The following is a 24,389-nucleotide window of genomic DNA, read 5'->3' as shown; positions in this document are numbered from 1 at the left end:
GGGACGGTCTCGATCACCGTCGATCTCGGCGCCGTCACGCCGACGGCGCCGACCGGCAACGTGGTCTACTCCGGTGACAACCTCGACATTCTGCCGACGCTGCCGGACGGGTCATTCACCCTCGTCTACATCGACCCGCCCTTCAACACCGGTCGGGCGCAGAAGAGACACGAGACCAGCAGTGTGCGCGCCGAGCCAGGAGGAGGCGGGCAACTCGGGTTCAAGGGCCAGAGCTACGAGCGGATCCGCGGAGCGCTCAAACGGTACGACGACGCGTTCGACGACTACTGGGCTTTTCTCGAGCCGAGGCTCGTCGAGGCCTGGCGGCTCCTCGCCGACGACGGCACGCTCTACCTGCACCTCGACTATCGTGAAGCCCACTATGCGAAGGTGCTGCTCGACGCGATCTTCGGGCGCGACTCGTTCCTCAACGAACTCATCTGGGCCTACGACTACGGCGCCAAGTCGAAGAGCAAGTGGCCGACCAAGCACGACACGATCCTCGTCTATGTGAAGAATCCGAAGACGTACTACTTCAACTCGGATGCCGTCGATCGCGAACCGTACATGGCACCAGGCCTCGTCACCCCCGAGAAGGTCGAACGGGGCAAACTGCCGACGGACGTCTGGTGGCACACCATTGTCTCGCCGACCGGCAAGGAGAAGACGGGCTACCCGACGCAGAAGCCCATCGGCGTTCTGCGGCGGATCATCCAGGCATCCAGCCGCGAAGGCGACCGCGTGCTCGACTTCTTCGCCGGAAGCGGCACGACCGGCGCCGTCGCCGCGTCCCTCGGCCGCTCATTCGTTCTCATCGACCAGAACCCCGAAGCGCTCACCGTCATGCAGAAGCGATTCGACGGCATACCCGTCGAATGGCACACCATCCAGGACCCCGAGGAGAAACCCCGCAGATGAAGTTCCGCATTTTCACCGAACCGCAGCAGGGCGCGAGCTACGACGATCTCCTCGCGGTCGCACAGACAGCCGAGAGACTCGGCTTCGATGCGTTCTTCCGCAGCGATCACTACATGGTGATGGGTGACCACTTCTCCGGGCTGCCTGGTCCGACCGACGCCTGGACGACCCTCGCAGGCCTCGCGCGCGAGACCACGAGCATCCGACTCGGCACCCTCGTGTCGAGTGTGACCTACCGCCCGCCGGGGATCCTCGCCATCCAGGTGGCGCAGGTCGACCAGATGTCCGGTGGTCGCGTCGAGCTCGGACTCGGCACCGGCTGGTTCGAAGAAGAACATGCCGCCTACGGCATACCGTTCCCTCCGAAGCGATTTGGGATGCTCGAGGAGCAGCTCGAGATCGTCACGGGCCTGTTCGAGACCCCCGTCGGCGACACCTACTCGTTCGCCGGGAAGCACTACTCGCTCACCGAATCGCCTGCGCTCCCGAAGCCCGTCCAGTCGCAGCTGCCGATCATCGTCGGCGGAGGCGGCGCCAAACGCACGCCGGCGCTTGCCGCCAGATTCGCGACGGAGTTCAATCTGCCGTTCGTGCCGTTCGACCAGATCGCCGGCAAGTTCGCCGGGGTCAGGGCGGCGTGTGAGGCGATCGACCGAGACCCGGGCGAGCTCGTGTACTCGGCGGCATTCGTGGCGGCCGCCGGCGCGAGCGAGACCGAGTACGTCAGTCGTGCGACCGCGATCGGCCGGGAGCCTGGCGAACTGCGTCAGAACGGTCTGGCAGGGACGCCGTCAGAGATCATCGATCGGCTGGGTGCGCTGCAGGACGACGGTGTGCAGACCGCATACCTGCAGATCCTCGACCTGAGCGACCTCGAGCACCTGGAGTTCCTGGCCGCCGAGGTGGTTCCGCACTTCGCGTAGCGGCCCGTCGGGGGTCGAGCAGCCGTGCCTGGTGAGATCGCCCTCCGAATACTCAGCAGGAGACCCCGACTGAGAAGTGCGGGTTTCTCTGTCGAGCCTGCGCGGGTGCGGCGGAGGCGTCAGTGAGACGATTCGAGCTGAGCCAGGTCCGCCTCGAGTGCAACCCACGCGAGCATGGCGCACTTGACCCTCGCCACGTACTTCGAGACGCCTTCGAGCACGATGGCGTCTCCAAGCAGTTCGTCCTCGTCCTCGACGCCGGCACCGCGGGAGTGCATGAGCTCACGGAACAGCGCGATCCGTTCCCGTGCTTCAGCGAGCGTGAGCCCCGGTGCGAGGTCGTGCAGGAGCGATGCGGATGCCATCGAGATGGAGCATCCTGCCCCTTCCCACGTGACGGAGCTCACGACGCCGTCCGCGACATGCAGCTGCAGGGTGAGTTCATCACCACAGGTGGGGTTGACCTGGTGGCTGGACGCATCCGCCGAAGACTTGAGCCCGAAGCCGTGCTTCTCTTTCGAATGGTCGAGGATGACCTGCTGGTACAGGCCTGCGAGATCTCCTGAAGCCATCAGCTCACCCCGAAGAACGAGCGCACGTCGCGCATGCCGTCGATGACCGCGTCGACGTCTGCCGTGGTGTTGTAGAGGTAGGCGCTCGCCCGCGTCGAAGCGGTCACCCCGAAACGACGGTGAAGCGGTTGCGCGCAGTGGTGCCCGACCCGCACGGCGATCCCCCTGTCGTCGAGGAACTGGCCGACGTCGTGGGCGTGCACCCCGTCGACGTCGACGCTCGCGAGCCCCGCCCGTTCAACACCTGCATCCGGACCGAGCACGCGGACCCCTGGGATGGAGCTGAAACCCTCGACCAGCCGGGCGCCCAGCTCGGTCTCCCAGGCTTCGATCCGGTCCATTCCCACGGCACCGAGGTAGTCGATCGCCGCGGCGAGGGCGATGGCCTGAGACACCTTCTGGGTGCCCGCTTCGAACCGCTGCGGCGAAGGCAGGTAGCCGGATGCCTCGAGCGTCACCGTGGTGATCATCGAACCACCGGTGAGGAAGGGAGGGAGGGCGTCGAGAAGTTCGCCCCTGCCGTAGAGCACGCCGATCCCGGTGGGGGCGAGCATCTTGTGGCCGGAGAAGACGGCGAAGTCGACGTCGAGCGCGGCGAGGTCGAGCGCACGGTGTGGAGCGGACTGACAGGCGTCGAGCACGACGAGCGCTCCGACGCCATGAGCGAGCCGGACCAGTTCATCGACCGGGTTGATCACACCGGTGACGTTGGAGACGTGCGTGAATGCGACGAGTTTCGTGCGCGGGTTGATCAACCGTTCGGCCTCATCCATCCGCAGCGTTCCGTCGTCCGCGACCGGGATGTGCCGCAGGGTCGCCCCTGTGCGTGCCGCGAGCTCCTGCCACGGCACGAGGTTCGCATGGTGCTCGCCCTCCGTGGTCAGGATCTCGTCTCCCTCACCGAGGACGAACCGAGCGGCATCCGCCCCACCGCGACCGAGGCTGGCATTGGACATGCCGTATGCGATGAGGTTGAGGCCCTCTGTGGCGTTCGAGGTCCAGATGATCTCGTTCTCGCCCACGCCCACGAAGCGGGCGACCGTCGCGCGCGCGTTTTCGAAGAGTTCGGTCGCGTTGGCGGCGAGCGTGTGTGCGCCACGGTGGACGGCGGAGTTGTCGTGTTCGTAGAACGCTCGCTCGGCGTCGAGCACGCTGACCGGTTTCTGCGAGGTGGCGCCGGAGTCGAGGTAGACGAGCTCGTGCCCGTTCACCCGCTGGTTCAGCGCGGGGAAGTCGCGGCGCAGGAGCAGCACCTCGGCGTCGGTCAGCGGGGTGGTCGCCAGCTCCGTCGTCGATCCGGTGGGGTGGGGCATGGGCAACTCACGATCTGTTTTCGGGGCACGGCTGGGCGTCCGGGGGCAGCGCCTTCGCTCGCACCGGTGACCGGGCGTCCACCTGTGTCAAGCACCGGTAGCAGCGCGGTATTCCTTCTATTGTCTCCCCAACACCCCGCCAGATGCTGACTTTGGGGTGGTTCCCTGGTGTCTGAACCACCGCAAACCCAGCAATTCGCGAGGTTAAGCAGACTCCCGCACGACGAGCTTCGTCGGCATGATCGTCGCCGTCTCGACCTGCTCGCCGTCGATGAGTCGCACCACGATCTCGGCCATCTTCGCGCCCATCTCGACAGGGGCCTGGTTGACGGTCGTCAGGGTCGGACTCACCGTCGCCGCATAACGGTCGTCGTCGTAGCCGACCACCGCGACGTCCTCGGGAATCCGGAGCCCGGCCTCCTTGAGGACCGTGTACGCGCCGGCGGCGAGCTGGTCGCTGAAGGCGAACAGCCCGTCGATGGGCACGCCGCGAGCGAGCAGGCGGCGCATCGCTTCAGCACCGTCATCGGGTGAGTAGTCGCCATATTCGACGAGGGCGTCGTCGAGTCCGGCGCCGGTGACGGCATCCCGCCAGCCGGTGAGCCGGTCGACCCCTGGCGGCATGTCCTGTGGCCCGGCGATGGTCGCGATCGAGCGGCAGCCGCGGTCGATCAGCCTCTGCGTCGCAACGCGGGCACCGCTGACGTTGTCGACGTCGACGAAGTGGCCCTGTGAGGTGTCCGGGCTGATCGGCCGGCCACCGAAGACGATCGGCAGCTTCTGTCCGAGGTGCGTGTACGAGTGGTCGCCGGAGTGGTGCGAGACGACGAGAGCGCCGTCGACGTTGCCGCCGAGGAGGTAGCGCCTGGTCTTGTCAGACTTCGTCTCGGATGCGATGAGCAGGTTGAGCGTGTAATCCGTGTCGGCGAGGTACAGCGCGACGCCCTGCACGACGGATGCGAAGAACGGGTCGGCGAACACTTTCGCCGTCGACTCGGGCACCACGAGCGCGATCACCTGCGTCTTTCGGCTGGCCAGGGAACGCGCGGCCCGGTTGGGTACGTAGTTGAGTTCGGCGATCGCGGAATTGACGAGTTCGACGACCTCGGCGGTGACCTTGGGGGAGGAGTTGACCACGCGCGACACGGTCGCGCGTGACACGCCTGCGCGTGCCGCGACCATCTCCAGTGTCGGAGATTGCGTCTGTGTCGTCATGGTCCCCAGCCTCCCCTCGATGGCACCACTCTAATGCGCGGGAATCCCGACCTTGGCGTCCGCGATGATCCGCGAGTACGCCAGGCCGGAGTCCTTGATGGTCCGCTCCTGGCTGTCGTAGTCGACGCGGACGATGCCGAATCGCTTGCCGTAGCCCCACGACCACTCGAAGTTGTCGAGAAGTGACCAGACGAAGTAGCCGCGCACATCCGCGCCGTCTGCGATGGCATCCGACACCGCCTGTACGTGATCGGTGACGTACTGGGTACGTTCGACGTCGTGGATGTGGCCGTCTGCGGAGACGACGTCTTCGTATGCCGACCCGTTCTCGGTGACGAAGAGGGGAGGCATGTTCGGGTATTCACGGCCGAGGCGCACGAGCAGCTTGTGCAGGCCGGACGGGTTGACCTCCCAGTTCATGGCGGTGCGGGGCAGGCCACGGCTCGGGAACGTGATGTACTCCGACCCGATCCAGCACGAGGAGAGTTCCCTCTCGGTCGCTCCGGAGTGGCCGTCCGTGCCCGAGTCGTCCGGATGTCCGGAGACCTGGTCGTCGTGGTAGTGGTTGACGCCGAGGAAGTCGATCGGCGTTCCGATGATCTCCATGTCGCCCGGCTGGATCACGTCGCGGATGCCGAACTGCTCGAGGTCGGACAGCGCGTCTTCCGGGTACGCCCCGGTGACGATCGGGTCGAGGAAGACGCGGTTCTGCAGCACGTCGAACCGGCGGGCTGCCTCGACGTCGACGGGGTCGTTCGCGTCGAGCGGGATGGCGTTCGACAGGTTCAGCGTGATGCCGATCTGCTCGGCGCCGAGGTCGCGCAGCCGGTTGACGGCGAGGCCGTGACCGAGGTGCTGGTGGTGGATGGCGGCGACGGCGGCAGCCGGTTCCTGCCGCCCAGGGGCGTGGACGCCTGCGGCGTAGCCGAGCAGCGAGGAGCAGAACGGCTCGTTGAACGTCGTCCAGTTCTTCACGCGGTCGCCGAGCGTTCCGTAAACGGTCTCGGCGTAGTCTGCGAAGCGCAGAGCGGTGTCCCGGTTTGCCCAGCCGCCCTTTTCCTCGAGGGCCTGCGGCAGGTCCCAGTGGTACAGCGTCAGCCATGGCAGGATGCCGGCACCCAGGAGTTCGTCGACGAGGCGGGAGTAGAAGTCGAGTCCCGCGGCGTTCGGCTCGCGGTCGCCGGGAACGATGCGCGACCAGCTCGTCGAGAACCGGTAGGAGTCGAGGCCCAGCTCCTTCATCACCGCGACGTCGGAGGCGTAGCGGTGGTAATGATCGACAGCGACATCGAGGTTCTCGCCGTTGGCGATGGCCCCTGGGACGCGAGCGAACGCATCCCAGACCGAGTCTTCCTTGCCGTCTTCGTGGGCTGCGCCTTCGACCTGGGCCGCAGCGGTGGCGGACCCCCAGATAAAGGTGGGGGGAAAGTTGAACGTCATTAGCCCTTCACTGCTCCTTGCATGATGCCTGAAATGAGTTGCTTGCCTGCCACGATAAAGAGTATGAGCAGGGGGAGTGTTGCCATGATGGCCCCGGCGAGCACGATCGAGTAGTCGACGTACCGCGCTGACTGCAATTGGCTGAGAGCCGTCTGCAGGGTGGGGTTGCTCGCGTTGAGAACGATGAGCGGCCAGAGGAAGTCGGTCCACGCGGTCATGAACGTGAACAGACCGAGGATCGCCATGGCCGGGCGGGCTGCCGGAACAGCGACGTGCCAGAACGTCGAGATCATGTTGGCGCCGTCCATGCGCGCCGCCTCGATCAGCTCGTCGGGGATGACGTCGACGAGGTACTGCCGCATGAAGAAGACACCGAAAGCCGTGACCAGCGTCGGGATGATGACCGCGCCGATCTCGCCCGTCCAGCCGAGCGTCCTCATCACCATGAACAGCGGGATGATGCCGAGCTGGGTCGGGATCGCCATCGTCGCGATGACGAAGATCATCAGCCCGTTCCGACCCTTGAATCGAAGCTTGGCGAATGCGTACCCCGCCAGCGTCGAGAACACGACGACCGAGACGGTGATGATGCTCGAGATGAGGATGCTGTTGCCGAGGGCGAGCCAGAACGGGATGGTGTCGAAGACCTCGCCGACGTTCTTCCAGAAATTTCCGCCAGGCAGCAGCGGTGGCCAGGTCTGCCCAAACGCGGCGTTGTCGCGGGTGCCCATGACGAACGACCACCACAGCGGGTATGCAGAACAGAGGAAGAAGACGCCGAGGAGCGCATAGGTCAGCCACCCGGGTCGCTTGTCGATGCCGAAATACTTCGACTTGCGCCTGGTGGGGATGCTTGGCGGAGTCTCCGTCTGGCGGGTGAGGGTGTTCGCGCTCATCGGGTGCTCCTCTCTTCTGTCGGTGCTGTGGAGCCTGTCGGTGGGTCGACGGGGGGTGCGGGTGTTGCGGCGCCCGAGCGGAGGTCGGCCTTCGCCTGGCGCTGGCGGACCTTCAGCAGCCGTCGCTGGGACCGTGCTTTCGCGCCCCTGCCCTCTGCGGTCGCAATGCTCCGGGAGAGCAGGAAATTGATCAGTCCGAAGATGACGATGAGAAGGAAGAGCAGCCAGGCGATTGCCGACGCCTTGCCGAAGTTCTGCCTGAAGAAGGCCATCTCCCACAGGTAGAGCACAGTGGTCTGGAACTGACGTTGTGATCCGCCGGCCGTGACCGGGTCGAACAGGCGCGGCTCGGTGAAGATCTGCAGTCCGCCGATGGTTGCGGTGATGATCACGAAGATCATGGTCGGCCGGATCGACGGGAGGGTGATGCTGAAGAACCGGCGGAATGAGCCGGCGCCGTCGAGTGCGGCGGATTCGTGGATGTCACGGGGCACAGACTGCATCGCCGCCAGGAGGATCAGCGCGTTGTAACCGGTCCAGCGCCAGTTGACCATGGTGGCGATCGCGATGTGGCTGGGCAGCGTTTCGTTGCGCCACATCACCGGGTCGAGGCCAAAGCTCTCGAGGATGTTGTTGATGAGGCCGTAGTCCTCGCCGAAGACATTCGAGAAGATCATGGCGACAGCGACGGGAGTCACGACGTATGGCAGCAGGATGCTCATGCGCCAGAACGTCTTCGCGCGCAGGTTCTGATCGAGGACCGCGGCGATCACGACGGCTGCGACCAGCTGCGGGATCGTGGAGAGAAGGAAGATGCTCACCGTGTTGAACAGCGAGTTCCAGAAGAAGCGGTCACCGAGGACGGCTGTGAAGTTGTCGAGGCCCACGAAGTCGCCCTGCCCCTTGAGCAGGTGCCAGTCGTAGAGCGACACCACGAACGTGTAGACGAGGGGGAAGAGGCCGACGATGGCGAAGAGGATGAAGAAGGGGGCGACGTAGAAGTACGGGGATGCTTTCACGTCGAACGCGGCGAGCCGGTGCTTCATCGACATCGTGGTCTTCTTCGGTGTTCGCGGCGGTGGGGGAGAGGAACTCTCGACCGGTCGGTTCAGTGTGCTTGTCATGATCTCGCGTCCAGATGGGGGCCCCCGGAATCGCTTCCGGGGGCCCCACGGTCGGTGTTCCTAGTTGTTGACGACCAGCTCGTTGAGGAGGGTGAGTGCTTCATCCCAGGCCTCATCGGCGCTCGTCGTCTTTCCGGTGTCGAGAAGCTTCAGCGCGGGGCCGAAGACGTTCTCCTGGATGACCGAGTCATACGGTCCCTTGAACTGTGCGACGACACCCTCGGCGCGGGAGGCGAGAATCGCACCGGTCGGAGCGTCGTTGAACACTTCGTTCGGCGTCGCTTCCTCGGCGAGCGTCTCCTGAGCCTCGATGGTGCTCGGGAAGTTGTTCGCTGCCGCAGACTGCTTCACCTGCTGCTCAGGGTCGGTCAGCCACTCTGCAAGTGCGGCCGCTTCCTCGGGGTGCTCGGACGTGGTCGGAACGGAGAGGAATGCTCCACCCCAGTTGGATGCGCCGCCGGGGAAGACGTCGGCGAAGTCCCAGCCGGTTTCGGGGCCGCCGCCACCGGACTCGAGCGAGCCCGTGATGGTGCCGAGCATCCAGCCCGGGCAGACGAACGTGGCGAAGGAGCCGTCGACGAATGCCTTGCCCTTGCCCCAGTCCCATGCGGTCTGGTTGGCGGAGAGGCCACTGGTCGTTCCGGCGGCAAGCTGGTCGAACCGCGCACGCAGTTCGTCGTTGCCCTCGACGTTCAGTTCGCCGTCCTCGGTGTAGTAGCCCTCGTCGAGCTGGTTGACCATGGAGTTCCAGACGAAGCCGGAGTGGTCGTACCAGGCCTTGCCCGTTTTCTCCTTGTACTGCTCCCCGAGCTCGAAGTACTTCTCCCAGGTGGCGTCGTCTCCGCCGAACAGTTCAGCGACGCTCTCGCGGTCGCTCGGCAGACCTGCAGCCTCGAACAGCGGGCCGTTGTAGCAGAGGCCCTGCGGGCCGATGTCGGTGCCGTAGCCGATGACGCGGCCGTCCGGGTCTGTTCCCTGTTCGTACTTCCAGGGGACCCAGTTGTCCTTGAGGTCTTCTGCGCCGTACTCGTTGAGGTCGACGAACTGGTCGGAAACTTCCATGATCGCCCCGAGCCAGCCTTCCTCGATGGCGACGATGTCGGTGAGGCCGGAACCGGCGGAGATCTTGGTGAAGGCATCGGTCCGGGCGTTTCCACCCGTGTCGATGTTCTCTGCCTTGATCGTGATGTTCGGGTTGGCCTTCTCGTACTCCTTGTAGAGGTCGTCGTATCCGAAGGTGCCGAACGTGGTGATCGAGAGTTCGATTTTCTCGTCTCCGGAAGAGCTGGCGCTTTGCGGCGCGCATCCGGTGGCGAGGAGGGCAAAAGCTGCGGCGCCGGCGATGCCGGTCGCGAGCTTGGTGCGTCGTGAGAGGGTCACGGTCACTCCTTTGTGTGTGCGTGGACTGTGCAATGGCTTCGTGAGAGCGCTCTCATTTCGAAGCATGAGAGCGCTCTCACGGATTACGAGACAAGCTACGTTGTGGAGGGGCCTGTTGTCAAGCGCGGCATCAGAGAATGCCCAAACAGGTCGATTACTATGGAAAGCCACCCACCACATTCGAAGGAAGTTCCCGTGTCGAGCAGTGTCCGCAGACCCACACGCGCTCGCCTCGGCAGCCGCAGGATCGTGGCCGCCGCCGTCATCGCCTGCTCTGCACTGCTGTGGGCCGGGTGTGCCAGCCCCTCGACACCGGCAGCGACGCGCCCGCAACCGACCAGCACCCCGACCCCTTCGGCGGTGAGCGCGGTGACCGCCGTGTCGCCGGCATCCGGATCGGTCACGGGCGGAACGACTCTCACGATCACAGGCACAGGGCTGGCGGATGTCACCGACGTCACCGTCGGCGGGATCCCGGCCACCGACGTCACCGTCACCGCTGACGGCACGGTGACCGCCGTCGCGCCCGCTGCTGTCGACTACCAGCCGGCGGACGCCGCCATCGTCGTCTCGGCCGCCGAGAAGGCACTTTCACAGCCGAAGGCCCTGACGCACTCGTACGCCGTCGTCACCGGAGTCGACGCCCAGATGCAGTACGCCCTCGCGCACTGGGACGACTACAACGAGGCCGAGTGGGGCAACCTGAACCCGGTCGGCGGCGACTGCGCGAACTTCGTGAGCCAGACGCTGATCCAGCGCGGCTGGGTGCAGAACTCCACCTGGTTCAACAAGAACGCTGCGGCCACGACCGCTGACTGGAGCCCGGCCTGGGGCTACGTGCCCGCTATGCACGACTGGTTCGCGAGCGACAACGGTCCTGATGTCACCCGGCTGAACCTCGACCAGCGTGACCAGGTCAAGATCGGCGACATCGGTATGTTCGACTGGAACAACAACGACATTCCTGACCACGTCATGCTCGTGTCGAGCGTGAAGGTCGTTGACGGCGTGACCAGGATCGGGTTCGCAAGCCACAACCTCGACGGCCCATACCGAGACCTCGATGTCGCGATCACCGACGAGCACCCGGGTGGGAACGCCTGGTTCTGGAGCATCCCGGCATAATCGTCTGCAACGCCAATCCGCGAAGGGGCGGGCCACGAATGACTCGTGTGACAGCAACTGCGGCAACACGGCTTCTCGCAGCCATCGGGCTGCTCGTCGGCGTCGGAGCGCTGACGGCGTGCACGTCGGCCCAGCCTGGCGGTGTGCCGATGGCGACACCGGGGCAACCGGTCGTCGCCTTCTACGGTGACTCCTACACGCTGGGCACCGGCGCGAGCGAACCGTCCCAGCGCTGGTCGACGCTCATCTGCGCCGACCGCGGCTGGGCGGAATTCAACCCGAGCGTGAACGGTCTCGGATTCGTGAACAACCGCTCAGCGCTTCCTGGCGACCTCATCGGCCGGATCGTCGATGCCGACCCTGACATCGTCTTCGTGACCATGGGGCTCAACGACAACTTTTCGATGCCTGGCAGCGCCGCGGAGATCGAAGCCGCGATCAGCGACGACATCGAGACGCTGGCGGCCGAGCTTCCGGAAGCGCGGCTCATCGTCGTCGAGCCGTTCTGGTACACCGACGAGCGGCCGGCATCCGTCGACACGATCATCTCGTGGGTCCGGGACGCCGCCGAGGGTGTCGGCGCCGACTACATCGCCGGTGCGTCGTACTGGATCGAGGGTCACCCGGAGTGGATGGCCGCCGACGGCATCCACCCCAACGACGACGGCTACGCGGCCATGGCCGAGCGCATGGACACCGAGCTGAAGAAGCTCGGGCTCTAGCGCGCTCTACGCTCCGAGGGCCGCATCCACGATCAGCTTCGCCTCAGCCTGCACCTGCTTGAGGTGGTCCGGTCCCGCGAAGGACTCGGCGTAGATCTTGTAGACGTCCTCCGTGCCGCTCGGACGAGCCGCGAACCATGCGTTCGCGGTCACCACCTTCACTCCACCGACGGCCGCGCCGTTACCTGGGGCGGCACTGAGCTTCGCGACGATGGCGTCGCCTGCCAGCTCGGTGGCCGTGATCGCCTCGCCATCGAGCTTGCCGAGGGCCGCCTTCTGAGCAGGAGACGCAGCGGCATCCACACGCTCGTACACCGGGTCGCCGTACTTCTCGGTCAGCTCGCGGTAGAGCGCCGATGGTGTCTTACCGGTGACGGCAAGGATCTCGGACGCGAGCAGGCAGAGCAGGATGCCGTCCTTGTCCGTCGTCCAGACCGTGCCGTCCATGCGCAGGAAACTCGCGCCGGCGCTCTCCTCGCCGCCGAACGCCACTGACCCGTCGATGAGCCCTGGAACGAACCACTTGAAGCCGACAGGGACCTCCCACAGGGTGCGGTCGAGCGACTCGGCGACCTTGTCGATGATCGAGCTGGAGACGAGCGTCTTGCCGATCGCGGCATCTGCCCCCCAGCCCGAACGGTTGCGGTAGAGGTAGTCGATCGCGACGGCGAGGAAGTGGTTCGGGTTCATCAGCCCGCCGTCAGGGGTGACGATGCCGTGCCTGTCGGCATCCGCGTCGTTGCCTGTGAGGATGTCGTAGTCATCCTTGTGGGCGAGAACGGATGCCATCGCCGACGGCGACGAGGGATCCATCCGGATCTTGCCGTCCCAGTCGAGCGTCATGAACCGCCAGGTCGGGTCGACGTGCGGGTTCACCACGGTCAGGTCGATGTCGTAACGGTCGGCGATCGCCTGCCAGTAGTGAACGCTCGCGCCGCCGAGCGGGTCGGCGCCGATCCGGATTCCCGAGCGTTTGATGGCATCCATGTCGATGATGTTGCCGAGGTCCTCGACGTACTTCCCACGGAAGTCGTACGCCTCGACGGCGCTCGGCTCCGCCATCTTCACGTCGATGAGCCCCGCTTCGATGATCTCGTTGGCGCGGTTGGCGATCCAGCTCGTGGCGTCGCTGTCCGCAGGTCCGCCGTGCGGTGGGTTGTACTTGAAGCCGCCGTCGGCCGGCGGGTTGTGACTGGGGGTGACCACGATTCCGTCAGCCTGCTCCTCGGCGCCCGAACGGTTCCAGGCGAGGATGGCGTGGCTGAGTGCCGGGGTGGGAACGTAGTCGTCGAACTCGTCGACGAGCACGCGCACGTCGTTTCCGACGAGGACCTTGAGCGCTGTGGTCTGGGCCGGGTGGCTGAGAGCGTGGGTGTCCGATCCGATGAACAGCGGTCCTGTGACGCCCTGGTCTGCGCGGTACTCGACAATCGCCTGCGTCGTTGCGGCGATGTGGTGCTCGTTGAACGCCGTGTTGAGGGACGAGCCGCGATGACCTGACGTTCCGAAAACGACCCGTTGTTCAGGTATCGAGACGTCGGGTTTCAGGACGAAGTACGCATCGAGGAGGGCGGGGACGTCGATGAGGTCGGACTCAGCTGCTGGAGTTCCTGCGCGGTCGGTCATGCCCCCATTGTGGCACCATGCCACCGGCATGCGTCAGCGAATTACTTCGCCCCTTCGGCGAGGATCGGAGAGTCGGTGGACGGCGTGCGAGCGCCTGGCGTGATCTCGTGCAATCGCCCCGTGACGATGTTACGGATGTCGTACAGGCTCTCGGTGCCGTCGCCGAGGTACTTGTCGTGGTCTGCGTCGGTGTCAGGGCCGACAACGTCGTGGGCGGTGACGGCGCTGAGGATCGTTCCGTCCTCGAGCGTCGTTCCGTTGCTGCCGAACAGCTGGGCGCCCCAGTCGACCGATGCCGGGTTGACCCTGCCGGACCAGAACTGACCCTTGCCGGCAATCACGTCCGCCATCGCCTCCGATGCGTACACGCGCTCGGGAAGTACGTGCAGGTCATCGAGGCCGATGTCTGCCGGAACGCCTGCCGAGCCGATCATCACGAACGAGCTCACCCCGTAGTTGCCGCCGGTCAGGGCGATGGCCGCTGTCGTCGAACCGTATGAGTGAGCCAGGACGGTGAGTTCGGAGGGGAGGCCGACGGTGTCCCGCCGGGAGTCGTACCCATCGAGGGCTTTGCCGAGCTGGAGGGCGCCGGCCTCAGCGCGTGCCGTCGAAACGGTCTCCACAGGACCGGGGCTTTCGTAACCGAGCCAGAGCACCGCAGCGCTGTCGTCTGACGCCTGCTGGATGCGCGTGACTCCGCGGAGATAGTCCTCCGCCTCGAGCACCGAGCTGTTCATGCCGGGAACGAAATAGGTCGCGTAGAGCGCGGAGTCGAGGTCGCCGACCGAGATGGCCGCGAGCGGTGGGCCGTCGACCGAGTCGTCCAGGCTGATCAGGTAGCGGCGCGGGTCCGTCGCCGTCGCCGGCTGGGTATCGAACAGTCCGAGCAGGACCTCGACCGATTCGACCCGGTCTTCCGCTTCGGCCAGTTCCCGTCCGGAAGCGCTCTGCGGTCCTGTCGCATGCATCCGCGACAGCGCCCGCTGTTCGGCGGCGACGGCTTCCTTCTTGACAGTGGCGAGCCTGCGGATGTTCGCGCGGTCGCGAGCGAGGTAACTGGCGCCTTCGAGGTTGCCGACGGCATCCGGTCGTCGCTCGATGAGGTCGCTCACGAACGCGCTGGGAAAATCAACCCAGAGCGTGGCGACCTCGAGCGGTGAGAGGGTCAGGAGGGCGTCAGCCGCCTCGGACACCCGGCCGGTGAACTGGGCGACGAACTCGTCCCCGTGCACCGGGATCGGCTCCACCGCGACGATGTCGTGGATCGGGCCATCAGGGAGACGGAGGTCTGCGATGAAACCCACACCGGCGGCTCCGACCGCGAGCGCGGTGGCAGCGCCACCGAAGGCATGCAAGACCGGGGAGAGACGACGTGACATCGTTCCCCTGGCAGCCCCCCATACGCCCACTTGACTCCAACCTCTGTCCCACGACTCCCGAATGTCGCTCCCATCGGCGAAGACGCAGTTGGGCAGACTCCCCAACTGTATCGGTGCATGGGGCGTTTGCGCAGTCCCAGTTCGGGCCCGCAGCGGCCCCAGTCCGGGCAGTGACCAGTAGGCTCTGAACCATGGCAGAGACCCCAGACGGCCCCCCGATCCGCACCTACAGCTATCTGGGTCCGCGCGGGACGTTCACCGAGGCGGCACTCGCCCAGGTGCCTGAGGCCGTCGGTCAGAACTGGCGGTCGGTCAACAATGTCGGCGAGGCGCTCGACGACGTTCTCGCCGGACGCAGCGACGCCGCGGTGATCGCCATCGAGAACTCGATCGAGGGCGGGGTCTCGGTCGCCCAGGATGCGCTCGCGACGATCCCAGGACTTCGGATCATCGGCGAGTACCTCGTGCCGGTCAACTTCGTCCTCGTCGCCAGGAAGGGGACCACCCTCGCCGACGTCAAGGTCATCAACGCCCACCCGGTCGCGTACGCGCAGTGCCACCTCTGGATCGACACAGCGCTCCCCGGACACGGGCACATCCCGGCGACGAGCAACGTGGCTGCGGCATCCGCCCTCTTCGACAACGACCTGGCCGACGCCGCCATCGCTCCACCCGGCATCGTCGCTCATTACGACGTCGACGTGCTCGCCGAGAACATCGGCGACAACCCCAACGCCGTGACGCGCTTCCTCCTCGTCAGCCGGACCGCCGTGCTGCCAGAGCCGACGGGAGCGGACAAGACGAGCCTCATCGCCGAGCTTCCCGTCGACCGGGCCGGCGCGCTGCTCGAACTGCTCGAGCAGTTCTCCACACGCGGCGTGAACATGAGCCTTCTCGAGTCCCGCCCGATCGGAGACGAACTCGGCCGGTACCGCTTCATCATCGACGCTGACGGACACATCCGCGATGAACGGGTCGCAGATGCGATGCTCGGCGTGCGACGGTTCAGCCCGAGCGTGCGGTTCCTCGGGTCGTACCCGCGAGCGGACAAAGCGTCGATCGAGTTCGACTCCCGGTATTCAGACGAGGTCTTCGTCGAGGCGCGCGACTGGCTCCGCGGGCTGATCTCGGGCGAACCCGAGGACTGACCTCTCGCCGCCGTGGCACCGGTTGACTAGGCTCCAGACATCGACATGGATGCCGACGAAGGAGCTCCTGATGGACCGCGCAGGATTCGACCCCCGCTACAACCCGGAGTTCCAGCGCGGCTTCGATCCCGCCGTCCACAACGGCCCGGCGACGAGTCCGCAGACGCACGAGCGCATCCCGGTGATCCCTGCGCCCGTCGCGCAGCGCGTGCCCCCGGCGCCGGCACAGGGTGACGTCGTCCCGCCGCCGCCCCTGCCTGACGGCGAAGCCGGGGAGTTCGCCGAACCGGTGGAGGATGTCAGGGTTTCGCCGTGGAGGAACCCGTGGGTCATCGTCCTCACGATCGTCGGGCTGATCCTCCTGGCTGCAGGGGTCGGCGCGTTCCGGTGGTCGGTCGAGCAGGTCTACATGGGCCAGTACGGCTTCGCGAGTGAAGATTCGGAGGCACGGGAGGCCTGGCTGTCGGCGCAGATCGCGTGGGGACTCTCGCCGCTGCTCGCGCTCGCCGGCGTGCTCACTCTGCTCGGCGTGATCTTCTTCGTGGCCGTCACCTGGCGGCCTCATCGCGCGCGCACCGACGACGAGTACGGCGACTTCGATGACATCGACGTCGTCCGCTGAGCCAGGCCTGGTTCGCCGTGTCGGCGTGGTGGGATTCGCCGCGCTCGCCGGCATCCTTCTCCTGATCATCGGTGTCACCCTGGTTGCCGTGGAGTCGCAGCTGAGGATGGACGCTGCGACCGCCGCCGTGTACCTCACCCCTGACGAACTCGAACAGCTCAGCGAAGCGGGAATCGACGACATCGGCCAGGAGTCGTACCGCGACTGGCTGATCACCGGGGGACTGACGACCGGCGGGCCGATGCCGAAACTCGTGCTGGACATCTCCGAAGGCGACGAAGGAATCACGTGGTCCTGGGCACCCGAGGACACTCCGATCGTCGGGTCGCTCGGCGGCTGGCAACCGAAGCCTCTCGCGCTTGTCGTGTTCGCCGGACTCACCATGGTCATCGGCTCGCTCTTCGTCGCAGCGGCCCGGTGGCGCCCGGCGGCGCCCGCTCGCCTGAAATTGACGGATGCCTCCCGGCCGGGTCAGACTGTCTGAGGCCGCACAACGGCCTTTCTGCGCGACGCGCACCCGGTAGATCCACCGTCCGGGCGTTTCCGCCTGTTCCCGCGTACAGCGTCGTCCGCGTTTCTCCACGCTCCAGAAAGTCCCTCCGTGCCCTCTTCTCCCACGCCAGCCGAACTCACCCGCGCCGTCTATGAAACCGCGGTCGCACGGAACCAGGGGGAGCCGGAGTTCCATCAGGCGCTCCACGAAGTCCTCGAGTCGATTGAGCCTGCGCTCGCCGAGCATCCGGAATTCGGTGAGTCTGGCATCCTCGAGCGCCTGGTCGAGCCCGAGCGCCAGGTCATCTTCCGCGTGCCGTGGACCGATGACAGGAACCGCGTGCAGGTCAACCGCGGATTCCGGGTGCAGTTCAACTCGGCGCTCGGCCCGTACAAGGGCGGACTCCGGTTCCACCCCACGGTGAACCTGTCTATCATCAAGTTCCTCGGGTTCGAGCAGATCTTCAAGAACGCGCTGACGGCGCAGGGCATCGGTGGCGCCAAGGGCGGAAGCGACTTCGACCCGCACGGCAAGAGCGACGCCGAGATCATGCGGTTCTGCCAGAGCTTCATGAACGAGCTGTACCGTCACCTCGGCGAGCACACCGATGTGCCTGCCGGTGACATCGGAGTCGGCGCGCGCGAGATCGGCTTCCTCTTCGGCCAGTACCGCAAGATCACCAACCGCCACGAGTCGGGGATGTTCACAGGCAAGGGCACCGGGTGGGGTGGCGCGGAGGTCCGCACGGAGGCCACAGGCTACGGAGCCGTCTTCTTCACCGAGGAGATGTTCGCGATGAAGGGCCAGTCGATCGACGGCAAGACCGCCATCGTCTCAGGCTCGGGGAACGTCGCTACCTACGCCATCGAGAAGGTTCACCAGCTCGGCGGGCGCGCGATCACTGCATCCGACTCGTCCGGGTACATCGTCGACGAGAAGGGTGTCGACCTCGACCTGCTCAAGCAGATCAAGGAGGTCGAGCGCCTGCGGATCTCGGAGTACGCCGAGCGTCGCCCATCTGCGCGATTCATCTCCGGCGGCAGCGTCTGGGACGTGCCTGGACAGATCGCGCTGCCGAGCGCCACCCAGAACGAGCTCACGCTCGCAGACGCGAAGTCCCTCATCGCCAACGGTGTCGAAGCCGTCTCAGAGGGCGCGAACATGCCCTGCTACCCCGACGCCGTCCACGCGTTCCAGCAGTCAGGTGTGCTCTTCGGGCCGGGGAAGGCGGCGAACGCCGGCGGTGTCGCGACCAGTGCGCTCGAGATGAGCCAGAACGCTTCGCGCCAGCGCTGGAGCTTCAGCGACAGCGAGGACCGTCTCCACAACATCATGCGTGGCGTGCACGCTGCCGCGTACGAGGCATCCGAGCGCTATCGTCACCCGGGCGACTACGTCATCGGCGCAAACACGGCCGCCTTCGTCAAGGTCGCGGATGCAATGCTCGCCCAGGGCGTGATCTAGCCGGCACGTCCTCGTCCGTCGCCACTCAACAGGAAGAGAGCGTTCAAACGGGGCTCTGACTCCTGTTGAGTATGCGCGGGCAGCACATTCTCCTGTCCGGCGTGTACTGCTACCGCACCCGCACGGCCAGCGCGCCGGCATCCGCTGCGAAACGCACCCCGGATACGACACCGAACTCGTCGCCGTCGAGCTCGACGTCACGCGGTTTGTCGAGCGAGACCGTGATGCCCGCGCTGCGCAGGTAGGTGATCGTCGACGCGCTCCCCGAGGTCGCCTTGATGATCTTGCGCCCGATGCTCGACCGGCGGAGGAATCCGTTCTCCCAGCGCAGCTTGCGCCACACCTCGATCCAGCCCAGCGTGCCCTTCGGCTGGAGCACGGCGACGTCGAGCAGGCCGTCGTCGACGATGGCATCCGGCATCATCTCGAGACCGCCGGTCAGGGTGCCGCAGTTGCCGAAGAGGATGGTGCTCACGTGGGCGCTGTGTTGTGGTTTGTCGTCGAGTTGGTACCGGATCCGGAACGGGCGAGCGTCGGGGATGACCCGGATTCCGGCGTCCACGTAGGCAAGCCAGCCGACGGTCTTCTTGAGGGTCTCGTTGGTGTTCGCCATGATGTCCGCGTCGATCCCCATACCGGCCATGACGACGAAACCGTGCTCCTCGATCGTGCCGTCCACGCGGCTCAGTGTTGCGATGCCGAGGTCGATGTTGCGGGTCCTGCCGGTGAAACCGATCGCGATCGCCTCGGCCAGGTTCGCCACGGGGATGCGGAGGTTCCTGGCCAGCAGGTTCCCGGTGCCAGACGGCAGGAGTGCCAGAGCGGCCCCTGAGTCACGCATGCCCTGGGACACCGACCTGACCGTTCCGTCTCCGCCGGCGACGAAGACCAAACCCGCCCCTGCGCGCACGGCCTCGCGCGTCACCTCGGCCCCCGGGTCCTCGATTGTCGTCTCGTACCAGAGCGTTTCGTCCCAGCCGGCGTCGGCGGCTGCGCGGTCGATGAGTGGGCGAAGGGACCCGACGGTGACCCTGGTCGGGTTGTAGATAACGGCCGCGTGCTTCCGGCCTGGCTCACTCATACCTGCAACCGTACCCCGCGCCGTTAGACTTGCACCCGTGATTGATCCAGTGCTCCTCCGCGAAAACCCAGACCTCATCAGGCGTTCGCAGGAGGCGCGGCGATCGCCGGTCGACCTTGTCGACCAGGCCCTCGACGCAGACCGTGAACGCCGTACGGCGATCACCGCCTTCGAGGAACTCCGCGCCGAGCAGAACGCGTTCGGCAAGCGGGTCGCCAAGGCGTCCAAAGAGGAGAAGCCCGCCCTCCTCGCCGAGGTCAAAGGCCTCTCTGAGCAGGTCAAACTCGCCCAGCAGCGGGCGACGGATGCCGAGGCCCGTTTCACCGAGGTCGTCGGCGCCATCCAGAACCCGATTCTCGACGGCGTGCCCGCCGGCGGAGAGGACGACTTCGTCACCCTCCGCGAGGTCGGCGACAAGCCGGGCTTCGACTTCGAGCCGAAGGACCACCTCGAACTCGGGGAACTCCTCGGCGCCATCGACATGCAGCGGGGAACCAAGGTCTCTGGTGCCCGCTTCTACTACCTCCGTGGCATCGGGGCTCGCCTCGAACTCGCCATCATGAACATGGCGCTCGACCGGGCGCTCGCTGAAGGTTTCATCCCGCTGATCACCCCGACGCTGGTGAAGCCGGAGATCATGGCAGGGACCGGATTTCTCGGCGCCCACGCCGACGAGGTCTACTACCTGCCTGCAGACGACCTCTACCTCACCGGCACGAGCGAGGTCGCGCTCGCCGGCTACCACGCCGACGAGATCATCGACGTCGCGGATGCCCCGATCCGGTACGCGGGCTGGTCCACCTGCTACCGACGCGAAGCCGGCTCCTACGGGCGAGACACCCGCGGCATCATCCGCGTGCACCAGTTCAACAAGCTCGAGATGTTCGTCTACACGACACCCGCCGAAGCCGAAGCCGAGCACTTGCGCCTGCTCGGCTGGCAGGAAGGCATGCTCAAGGCCCTCGGCCTGAGCTATCGCGTGATCGACACCGCCGCAGGCGACCTGGGCTCGAGCGCGGCTCGCAAGTACGACGTCGAAGCGTGGGTACCGACGCAGGATGCCTACCGCGAGCTCACGTCCACGTCGAACTGCACCACCTACCAGGCGCGGCGACTGAACATCCGTTACCGGGCAGGCGAAGACGGCAAGACCACACCCGTGGCCACGCTCAACGGCACGCTCGCCACGACCCGCTGGCTCGTCGCCCTGCTCGAGACTCACCAGCTGGCGGACGGTTCGGTCGTCATTCCCGAGGCGCTGCGTCCGTACCTCGGCGAACTCGACGTCGTCAGGCCCCTGTGACCGGCGCCGGCCTTCTCGTCGCACTCGACGTCGACGGAACCCTGCTCCACGAGGACGGCACGATGGCGGATGCCGTCATCGAGGCCGCGCAGGCGGCATCCGATCGTGGGCACCACCTCATGCTCGCGACGGGTCGCAGCTGGGAGACCACCCACCAGGTCCTCGATCAGCTCGGGATCACTCCCGAGTACGTCGTCTGCGCGAACGGCGCCCTCGTCATGCGCAGGGACTCGACCGAGCCGACCGGATACAACCGGCACCTGATCGAGACCTTCGATCCGGGTGAAGTGCTGAGGACCATCCGCTCCCATCTCGCCGACGGCCGCTACATGGTCGAATACCCGAGCGGATACCGCCGCTACACCGAGGGAATGACCGACTGGAATCTCGAGAACGCCGAAGAAGTCGACTTCGAGCGGCTCCTCTCTGAGCCGGTCACGCGCGTCGTCGTCGTCTCGCCAGAGCACGACGAGCTCGATTTCCTCTCGATCGTCGAGAAGATGGGCCTGCACCAGGTCACGTACGCCATCGGCTGGACGGCATGGCTCGACATCGCCCCGCTCGGCGTCAACAAGTCGACGGCGCTCGAAAGGGTGCGGCAATGGCTCGACATCCCTGCGGAGCAGATCGTCGCCGTCGGAGACGGTCGCAACGACATCGAAATGCTCGAGTGGGCCGGCCGTTCCGGTCGCGCCGTCGCGATGGGACAGGCTCCTGACGAAGTGAAGTCCGCGGCCACCGAGGTCACTGGGACCATCGACGAGGACGGCCTCGTCGCGGTGCTCGCCTCGCTCTGACCCGGTCATTCAGGCTCCTGTCAGGAGGTCCTGTCACTCTGGAACAGTCCTCATCGGCTACAATCGAGCGTTGCCCGCTGTTCCCGAACGGCGTGCATGGAGGGCTGTCCGAGCGGCCGATGGAGCCAGTCTTGAAAACTGGTGGGCAGAAATGTCTCGTGGGTTCGAATCCCACGCCCTCCGCGTCGCACCATCGATGTGGTGGTACCGGGGCACGGATTGCATAACTGACATGTGCGGTTCGAATCCCACGCCCTCCGCCACATCTCCCCACCTGACACCAGCATGTCGCGAAAGGAACGTTGCGTGAGCGAACCCGTCCGCCGTTCCCGGCGTCCCCCGCTGACCGCCCGCCATGGCCGGCTCAAGAAGTCGACACCTGCGGGAACGATCGCCAAGTTCGTCTCAGCAGCTCTTGCCGTCGTTCTCGTCAGCGGATCCGCCATCGCGGCGTACGCGGTCTGGGACATCACCTCCAGCGTCGCTCCTCCCGTCGCGCTCGCCAACGAGACACCCGGCGCTGCCGCGCCGAACATCGATGCCATCGAAGGAGGGGTGAACCTGCTTCTCGTCGGCAGCGACAGCCGTTCAGGTCAGGATGCCGTCTTCGGCGATGTCGACAAGGACTCGGCGACTCTGAACGACGTGACGATGCTCATGCACATCTCCGAGGATCACACCTCGGCAACTGTGGTGAGCTTCCCCCGCGACATGTTCGTTTCCATCCCCTCCTGCCCGAAGGAGGACGGCGGAACGTACGACGCCATGGCTGCGCAGAAGATCAATACGACACTGTCGTACGGCGGACTGGCCTGCACTGTGCTCACGGTCGAGAAGCTCACCGGTCTGAGCATCCCGTTTGCGGCTGAGGTCAAGTTCGGTGGAGTGATCGAACTCTCCAACGCCGTGGGTGGTGTCGACGTCTGTGTCGCCGAGCCGATCGACGACTGGCGGACAGAGACCTACCTCGACGCGGGCACGCACACTCTCCAGGGGATGGCTGCGCTGCAGTTCCTGCGCACCCGCCACGGTGTCGGTGACGGCTCCGACCTCGGCCGCATCAGCAACCAGCAGGTGTTCCTGTCGTCTCTGGTTCGTACGCTGAAGAGCAGCGAGACCCTGACCGACCCGTCCAAGCTGTTCGGGATCGCCAAGGCGGCCGCGAGCAACATGACCCTGTCGACGAGCCTGTCGAACCTCAACACGATGGTGTCGATCGCCATGGCGCTCAAGAACATCCCGCTCGACCAGGTGGTGTTCGCCCAGTACCCCACCGAGTACGGCGATATCAACGGCTACGAGGGAGTCCTCCCACTCGAGGGGCCGGCGACCGAGCTGTTCGACGCCCTCGCCGCGGACGAGCCGCTGACCCTCACCGGTGAGACCGGCCCGGGTTCCGTCATTGATCCGAACGCGCCCGTCGCTGAAACACCGGACCCGGAAACCACGGCTCCGTCCACGGGCGAAGCAACACCCCCTGGCGTCGTGCTCGACGAATCCGTCCAGGGCCAGACGGCCGGCGACTACACCTGCTCGAAGGGTAACGATTAGACATCCCGGTCAGTAGGGGATTCCCCTCGGCTGTCTGCCCCCTAGAGTTGCTCTGTGAGCAGGTCGAAGAGAAACCAGGCGGGTGTCAAACACGGCCGTCAGCCGCGTCGAGGCGCGGTCGCGACTCTCTTCCGTGGCATCGGAATCGTCCTGGCCGTCGTGCTCGTCAGCGGTGTATCGGTTGCCGCCTGGGTCGTCTGGGACCTCACCTCGAACGTCACCTCCAACGCGATCGACATCGGCCAGCCCGATGATGAGAACACGCCGCTCCCCGAGGTCCCGAACATCAACGCGTTCGAGGGCGGATTCAACCTGCTCGTCGTCGGAGCGGACAACGACCCCGAGCAGGGGAACGCGTACGGACGGCGCGACGTCACGCTGAACGACGTCAACATGCTGCTGCACGTGTCAGAAGACCACTCGACCGCCGTCGTGGTGAGTTTCCCGCGCGACCTCGTCATTCCGCACCCCACGTGCACCGATCCGGAGACCGGGGAGAACCACGGGGCCATGCGGGCGCAGCCCCTCAACTCCGCGTTCGAACGCGGAGGGCTGTCGTGTGTCGTCGCCACGATCTCGGAGCTGACCGGCCTCAACATCGAGTACGCGGCCCTCATGTCGTTCGCATCCGTCGTGAAGATGACGGATGCCGTCGGCGGGGTTCCCGTCTGCCTCACCGCAGCGGTCAAGGACCGCCGCTCCGGGCTCGACCTCCCCGCAGGCACGACGGTGGTCTCTGGCGAGACCGCCCTCGAGTTCCTGCGCACGCGCCACGGCGTCGGCGACGGAAGCGACCTGTCACGCATCGCCAGTCAGCAGCAGTACATCTCCTCCCTGGTGCGCACGATCAAGAGCAACGACACCCTGACGGATGTGGGGAAGCTGTACGCTCTCGCTCAGGTGGCGGCGAAGAACGTCAAACTGTCGACCTCGCTCACCAACCTGACCAGGATGGTCGCGATGGCCCGCACCCTGCAGACCATCGACCTCGACAAGCTCAACCTCATCCAGTACCCGGTGATGGACGACCCCTACGACCGCAACCGGGTGATTCCCCTCAGCAGTCTCGCTGACGAGCTCTTCTCGCGGATCGCCGCCGACCAGCCGTTCTCTCCCGACCCGGACGCCAACCGCACGGGAGTCGAGGCCGACCCGAATGCTCCGGTGCCCACGACGCCGCCTGCCACCCCAGGGACCACGCCTCCGCCCACGGCGGTGTCCGACGTGATCGACGGATTGCAGGGCCAGACTGCGCTTCAGCAGACCTGCTCAGTCGCGAACCGGTAATCGGGTGCCG

22 protein-coding genes and 1 tRNA gene are annotated in these 24,389 nt (G+C 65.9%); 13 read left to right on the top strand and 10 right to left on the bottom strand.

The genetic code is table 11. The features are described 5' to 3' along the window. The first annotated feature begins 12 nt into the window (after positions 1 to 12). Both AC1M0F_RS11090 and AC1M0F_RS11085 read left to right on the top strand, forming a co-directional pair. Positions 13 to 918, top strand: coding sequence for a DNA-methyltransferase (locus AC1M0F_RS11090; RefSeq protein WP_480238457.1), 906 nt, complete (start codon positions 13 to 15; stop codon positions 916 to 918). Beyond that, complete coding sequence (locus AC1M0F_RS11085) at positions 915 to 1,841, top strand: LLM class F420-dependent oxidoreductase (protein WP_480238279.1); 927 nt, start codon at positions 915 to 917, stop codon at positions 1,839 to 1,841. The genes AC1M0F_RS11090 and AC1M0F_RS11085 overlap by 4 nt, the downstream gene beginning before the upstream one ends. Before the next feature lie 119 nt (positions 1,842 to 1,960). Here the strand turns inward: AC1M0F_RS11085 and sufU are convergent, their stop codons facing one another. The 7 genes from sufU to AC1M0F_RS11050 form a co-directional block, all read right to left on the bottom strand. After that, positions 1,961 to 2,413 (bottom strand): Fe-S cluster assembly sulfur transfer protein SufU, encoded by a 453-nt coding sequence (gene sufU, locus AC1M0F_RS11080; RefSeq protein ID WP_480238278.1) that lies wholly within the window; start codon positions 2,411 to 2,413, stop codon positions 1,961 to 1,963. Next, positions 2,413 to 3,726 (bottom strand): cysteine desulfurase, encoded by a 1,314-nt coding sequence (locus AC1M0F_RS11075; protein ID WP_480238277.1) that lies wholly within the window; start codon positions 3,724 to 3,726, stop codon positions 2,413 to 2,415. The genes sufU and AC1M0F_RS11075 overlap by 1 nt, the downstream gene beginning before the upstream one ends. A 204-nt stretch (positions 3,727 to 3,930) precedes the next feature. Beyond that, on the bottom strand, positions 3,931 to 4,941 hold the full coding sequence (locus AC1M0F_RS11070) for a LacI family DNA-binding transcriptional regulator (protein WP_480238276.1): 1,011 nt from the start codon (positions 4,939 to 4,941) through the stop codon (positions 3,931 to 3,933). A 30-nt stretch (positions 4,942 to 4,971) separates the two neighbouring features. Further along, the gene (locus AC1M0F_RS11065) at positions 4,972 to 6,381 is read right to left on the bottom strand and encodes a GH1 family beta-glucosidase (RefSeq protein WP_480238275.1); all 1,410 of its coding nucleotides are present in this window, start codon (positions 6,379 to 6,381) and stop codon (positions 4,972 to 4,974) included. After that, positions 6,381 to 7,277, bottom strand: coding sequence for a carbohydrate ABC transporter permease (locus tag AC1M0F_RS11060; protein WP_480238274.1), 897 nt, complete (start codon positions 7,275 to 7,277; stop codon positions 6,381 to 6,383). Before AC1M0F_RS11060 ends, AC1M0F_RS11065 begins: the two co-directional genes overlap by 1 nt. Further along, positions 7,274 to 8,401: a carbohydrate ABC transporter permease gene (locus AC1M0F_RS11055; protein ID WP_480238273.1), complete on the bottom strand. Its 1,128-nt coding sequence runs from the start codon at positions 8,399 to 8,401 to the stop codon at positions 7,274 to 7,276. The genes AC1M0F_RS11060 and AC1M0F_RS11055 overlap by 4 nt, the downstream gene beginning before the upstream one ends. A gap of 60 nt (positions 8,402 to 8,461) precedes the next feature. After that, positions 8,462 to 9,781: an ABC transporter substrate-binding protein gene (locus AC1M0F_RS11050; protein WP_480238272.1), complete on the bottom strand. Its 1,320-nt coding sequence runs from the start codon at positions 9,779 to 9,781 to the stop codon at positions 8,462 to 8,464. Between the two features lie 195 nt (positions 9,782 to 9,976). On the opposite strand from AC1M0F_RS11050, the gene AC1M0F_RS11045 reads away from it, so the two are divergent. Together AC1M0F_RS11045 and AC1M0F_RS11040 are read left to right on the top strand one after the other, a co-directional pair. Continuing rightward, a complete protein-coding gene (locus AC1M0F_RS11045; RefSeq protein ID WP_480238271.1) occupies positions 9,977 to 10,906 on the top strand; it encodes an amidase domain-containing protein in 930 nt (309 codons plus the stop codon). Positions 10,907 to 10,944: 38 nt separating this feature from the next. After that, positions 10,945 to 11,628, top strand: a complete 684-nt coding sequence (locus AC1M0F_RS11040; protein ID WP_480238270.1) for an SGNH/GDSL hydrolase family protein — start codon at positions 10,945 to 10,947, stop codon at positions 11,626 to 11,628. Between the two features lie 6 nt (positions 11,629 to 11,634). Here AC1M0F_RS11040 and pgm read toward each other — a convergent pair whose 3' ends face one another. Both pgm and AC1M0F_RS11030 read right to left on the bottom strand, forming a co-directional pair. Next, positions 11,635 to 13,254, bottom strand: coding sequence for a phosphoglucomutase (alpha-D-glucose-1,6-bisphosphate-dependent) (pgm, locus tag AC1M0F_RS11035; RefSeq protein WP_480238269.1), 1,620 nt, complete (start codon positions 13,252 to 13,254; stop codon positions 11,635 to 11,637). A 41-nt stretch (positions 13,255 to 13,295) separates the two neighbouring features. Further along, positions 13,296 to 14,633, bottom strand: coding sequence for an alpha/beta hydrolase (locus AC1M0F_RS11030; RefSeq protein ID WP_480238268.1), 1,338 nt, complete (start codon positions 14,631 to 14,633; stop codon positions 13,296 to 13,298). A gap of 191 nt (positions 14,634 to 14,824) precedes the next feature. Here AC1M0F_RS11030 and pheA point away from each other — a divergent pair, with 191 nt between their 5' ends. The 4 genes from pheA (at position 14,825) to gdhA (ending at position 18,360) form a co-directional block, all read left to right on the top strand. Further along, a complete protein-coding gene (gene pheA, locus AC1M0F_RS11025; RefSeq protein ID WP_480238267.1) occupies positions 14,825 to 15,781 on the top strand; it encodes a prephenate dehydratase in 957 nt (318 codons plus the stop codon). A gap of 70 nt (positions 15,782 to 15,851) precedes the next feature. Then, positions 15,852 to 16,403: a hypothetical protein gene (locus AC1M0F_RS11020; RefSeq protein ID WP_480238266.1), complete on the top strand. Its 552-nt coding sequence runs from the start codon at positions 15,852 to 15,854 to the stop codon at positions 16,401 to 16,403. Beyond that, positions 16,381 to 16,887: a hypothetical protein gene (locus AC1M0F_RS11015; RefSeq protein ID WP_480238265.1), complete on the top strand. Its 507-nt coding sequence runs from the start codon at positions 16,381 to 16,383 to the stop codon at positions 16,885 to 16,887. The genes AC1M0F_RS11020 and AC1M0F_RS11015 overlap by 23 nt, the downstream gene beginning before the upstream one ends. Before the next feature lie 117 nt (positions 16,888 to 17,004). Beyond that, entirely contained in the window at positions 17,005 to 18,360 is a 1,356-nt protein-coding gene (gdhA, locus tag AC1M0F_RS11010; RefSeq protein ID WP_480238264.1) for an NADP-specific glutamate dehydrogenase, read from the top strand. Positions 18,361 to 18,469: 109 nt separating this feature from the next. Here gdhA and AC1M0F_RS11005 read toward each other — a convergent pair whose 3' ends face one another. Further along, on the bottom strand, positions 18,470 to 19,441 hold the full coding sequence (locus AC1M0F_RS11005; RefSeq protein WP_480238263.1) for a diacylglycerol/lipid kinase family protein: 972 nt from the start codon (positions 19,439 to 19,441) through the stop codon (positions 18,470 to 18,472). A 37-nt stretch (positions 19,442 to 19,478) separates the two neighbouring features. On the opposite strand from AC1M0F_RS11005, the gene serS reads away from it, so the two are divergent. From serS to AC1M0F_RS10980, 5 genes are all read left to right on the top strand, one after another. Beyond that, a complete protein-coding gene (gene serS / locus AC1M0F_RS11000) occupies positions 19,479 to 20,744 on the top strand; it encodes a serine--tRNA ligase (protein ID WP_480238262.1) in 1,266 nt (421 codons plus the stop codon). Next, positions 20,741 to 21,541 (top strand): Cof-type HAD-IIB family hydrolase, encoded by an 801-nt coding sequence (locus tag AC1M0F_RS10995; RefSeq protein WP_480238261.1) that lies wholly within the window; start codon positions 20,741 to 20,743, stop codon positions 21,539 to 21,541. Before serS ends, AC1M0F_RS10995 begins: the two co-directional genes overlap by 4 nt. Positions 21,542 to 21,639: 98 nt before the next feature. Beyond that, positions 21,640 to 21,724 (top strand) — tRNA-Ser (locus tag AC1M0F_RS10990). A 123-nt stretch (positions 21,725 to 21,847) separates the two neighbouring features. Then, positions 21,848 to 23,092 carry an LCP family protein gene (locus AC1M0F_RS10985; RefSeq protein WP_480238260.1) on the top strand — a complete coding sequence of 415 codons (1,245 nt, stop codon included), beginning with the start codon at positions 21,848 to 21,850 and terminating at the stop codon, positions 23,090 to 23,092. A gap of 54 nt (positions 23,093 to 23,146) precedes the next feature. After that, positions 23,147 to 24,379, top strand: a complete 1,233-nt coding sequence (locus AC1M0F_RS10980) for an LCP family protein (RefSeq protein WP_480238259.1) — start codon at positions 23,147 to 23,149, stop codon at positions 24,377 to 24,379. Positions 24,380 to 24,389 lie beyond the last annotated feature (10 nt).

Source organism: Mycetocola sp. Y719, from assembly GCF_056713205.1.
Note: the sequence above shows the minus strand (reverse complement) of the source record. Positions and strands in the feature narration are given on the sequence as shown.

What these genes read in the sequence shown, in the direction of transcription:
- AC1M0F_RS11075 (WP_480238277.1), bottom strand. Translation starts at nt 3,726, where the DNA reads ATGCCCCACCCCACCGGATCGACGACGGAGCTGGCGACCACCCCGCTG.
- AC1M0F_RS11085 (WP_480238279.1), top strand. Translation starts at nt 915, where the DNA reads ATGAAGTTCCGCATTTTCACCGAACCGCAGCAGGGCGCGAGCTACGAC.
- pgm (WP_480238269.1), bottom strand. Translation starts at nt 13,254, where the DNA reads ATGACCGACCGCGCAGGAACTCCAGCAGCTGAGTCCGACCTCATCGAC.
- AC1M0F_RS11060 (WP_480238274.1), bottom strand. Translation starts at nt 7,277, where the DNA reads ATGAGCGCGAACACCCTCACCCGCCAGACGGAGACTCCGCCAAGCATC.
- pheA (WP_480238267.1), top strand. Translation starts at nt 14,825, where the DNA reads ATGGCAGAGACCCCAGACGGCCCCCCGATCCGCACCTACAGCTATCTG.
- AC1M0F_RS11020 (WP_480238266.1), top strand. Translation starts at nt 15,852, where the DNA reads ATGGACCGCGCAGGATTCGACCCCCGCTACAACCCGGAGTTCCAGCGC.
- AC1M0F_RS11030 (WP_480238268.1), bottom strand. Translation starts at nt 14,633, where the DNA reads ATGTCACGTCGTCTCTCCCCGGTCTTGCATGCCTTCGGTGGCGCTGCC.
- AC1M0F_RS11040 (WP_480238270.1), top strand. Translation starts at nt 10,945, where the DNA reads ATGACTCGTGTGACAGCAACTGCGGCAACACGGCTTCTCGCAGCCATC.
- AC1M0F_RS11065 (WP_480238275.1), bottom strand. Translation starts at nt 6,381, where the DNA reads ATGACGTTCAACTTTCCCCCCACCTTTATCTGGGGGTCCGCCACCGCT.
- AC1M0F_RS11015 (WP_480238265.1), top strand. Translation starts at nt 16,381, where the DNA reads ATGACATCGACGTCGTCCGCTGAGCCAGGCCTGGTTCGCCGTGTCGGC.
- AC1M0F_RS11005 (WP_480238263.1), bottom strand. Translation starts at nt 19,441, where the DNA reads ATGAGTGAGCCAGGCCGGAAGCACGCGGCCGTTATCTACAACCCGACC.
- sufU (WP_480238278.1), bottom strand. Translation starts at nt 2,413, where the DNA reads ATGGCTTCAGGAGATCTCGCAGGCCTGTACCAGCAGGTCATCCTCGAC.
- AC1M0F_RS11055 (WP_480238273.1), bottom strand. Translation starts at nt 8,401, where the DNA reads ATGACAAGCACACTGAACCGACCGGTCGAGAGTTCCTCTCCCCCACCG.
- AC1M0F_RS11070 (WP_480238276.1), bottom strand. Translation starts at nt 4,941, where the DNA reads ATGACGACACAGACGCAATCTCCGACACTGGAGATGGTCGCGGCACGC.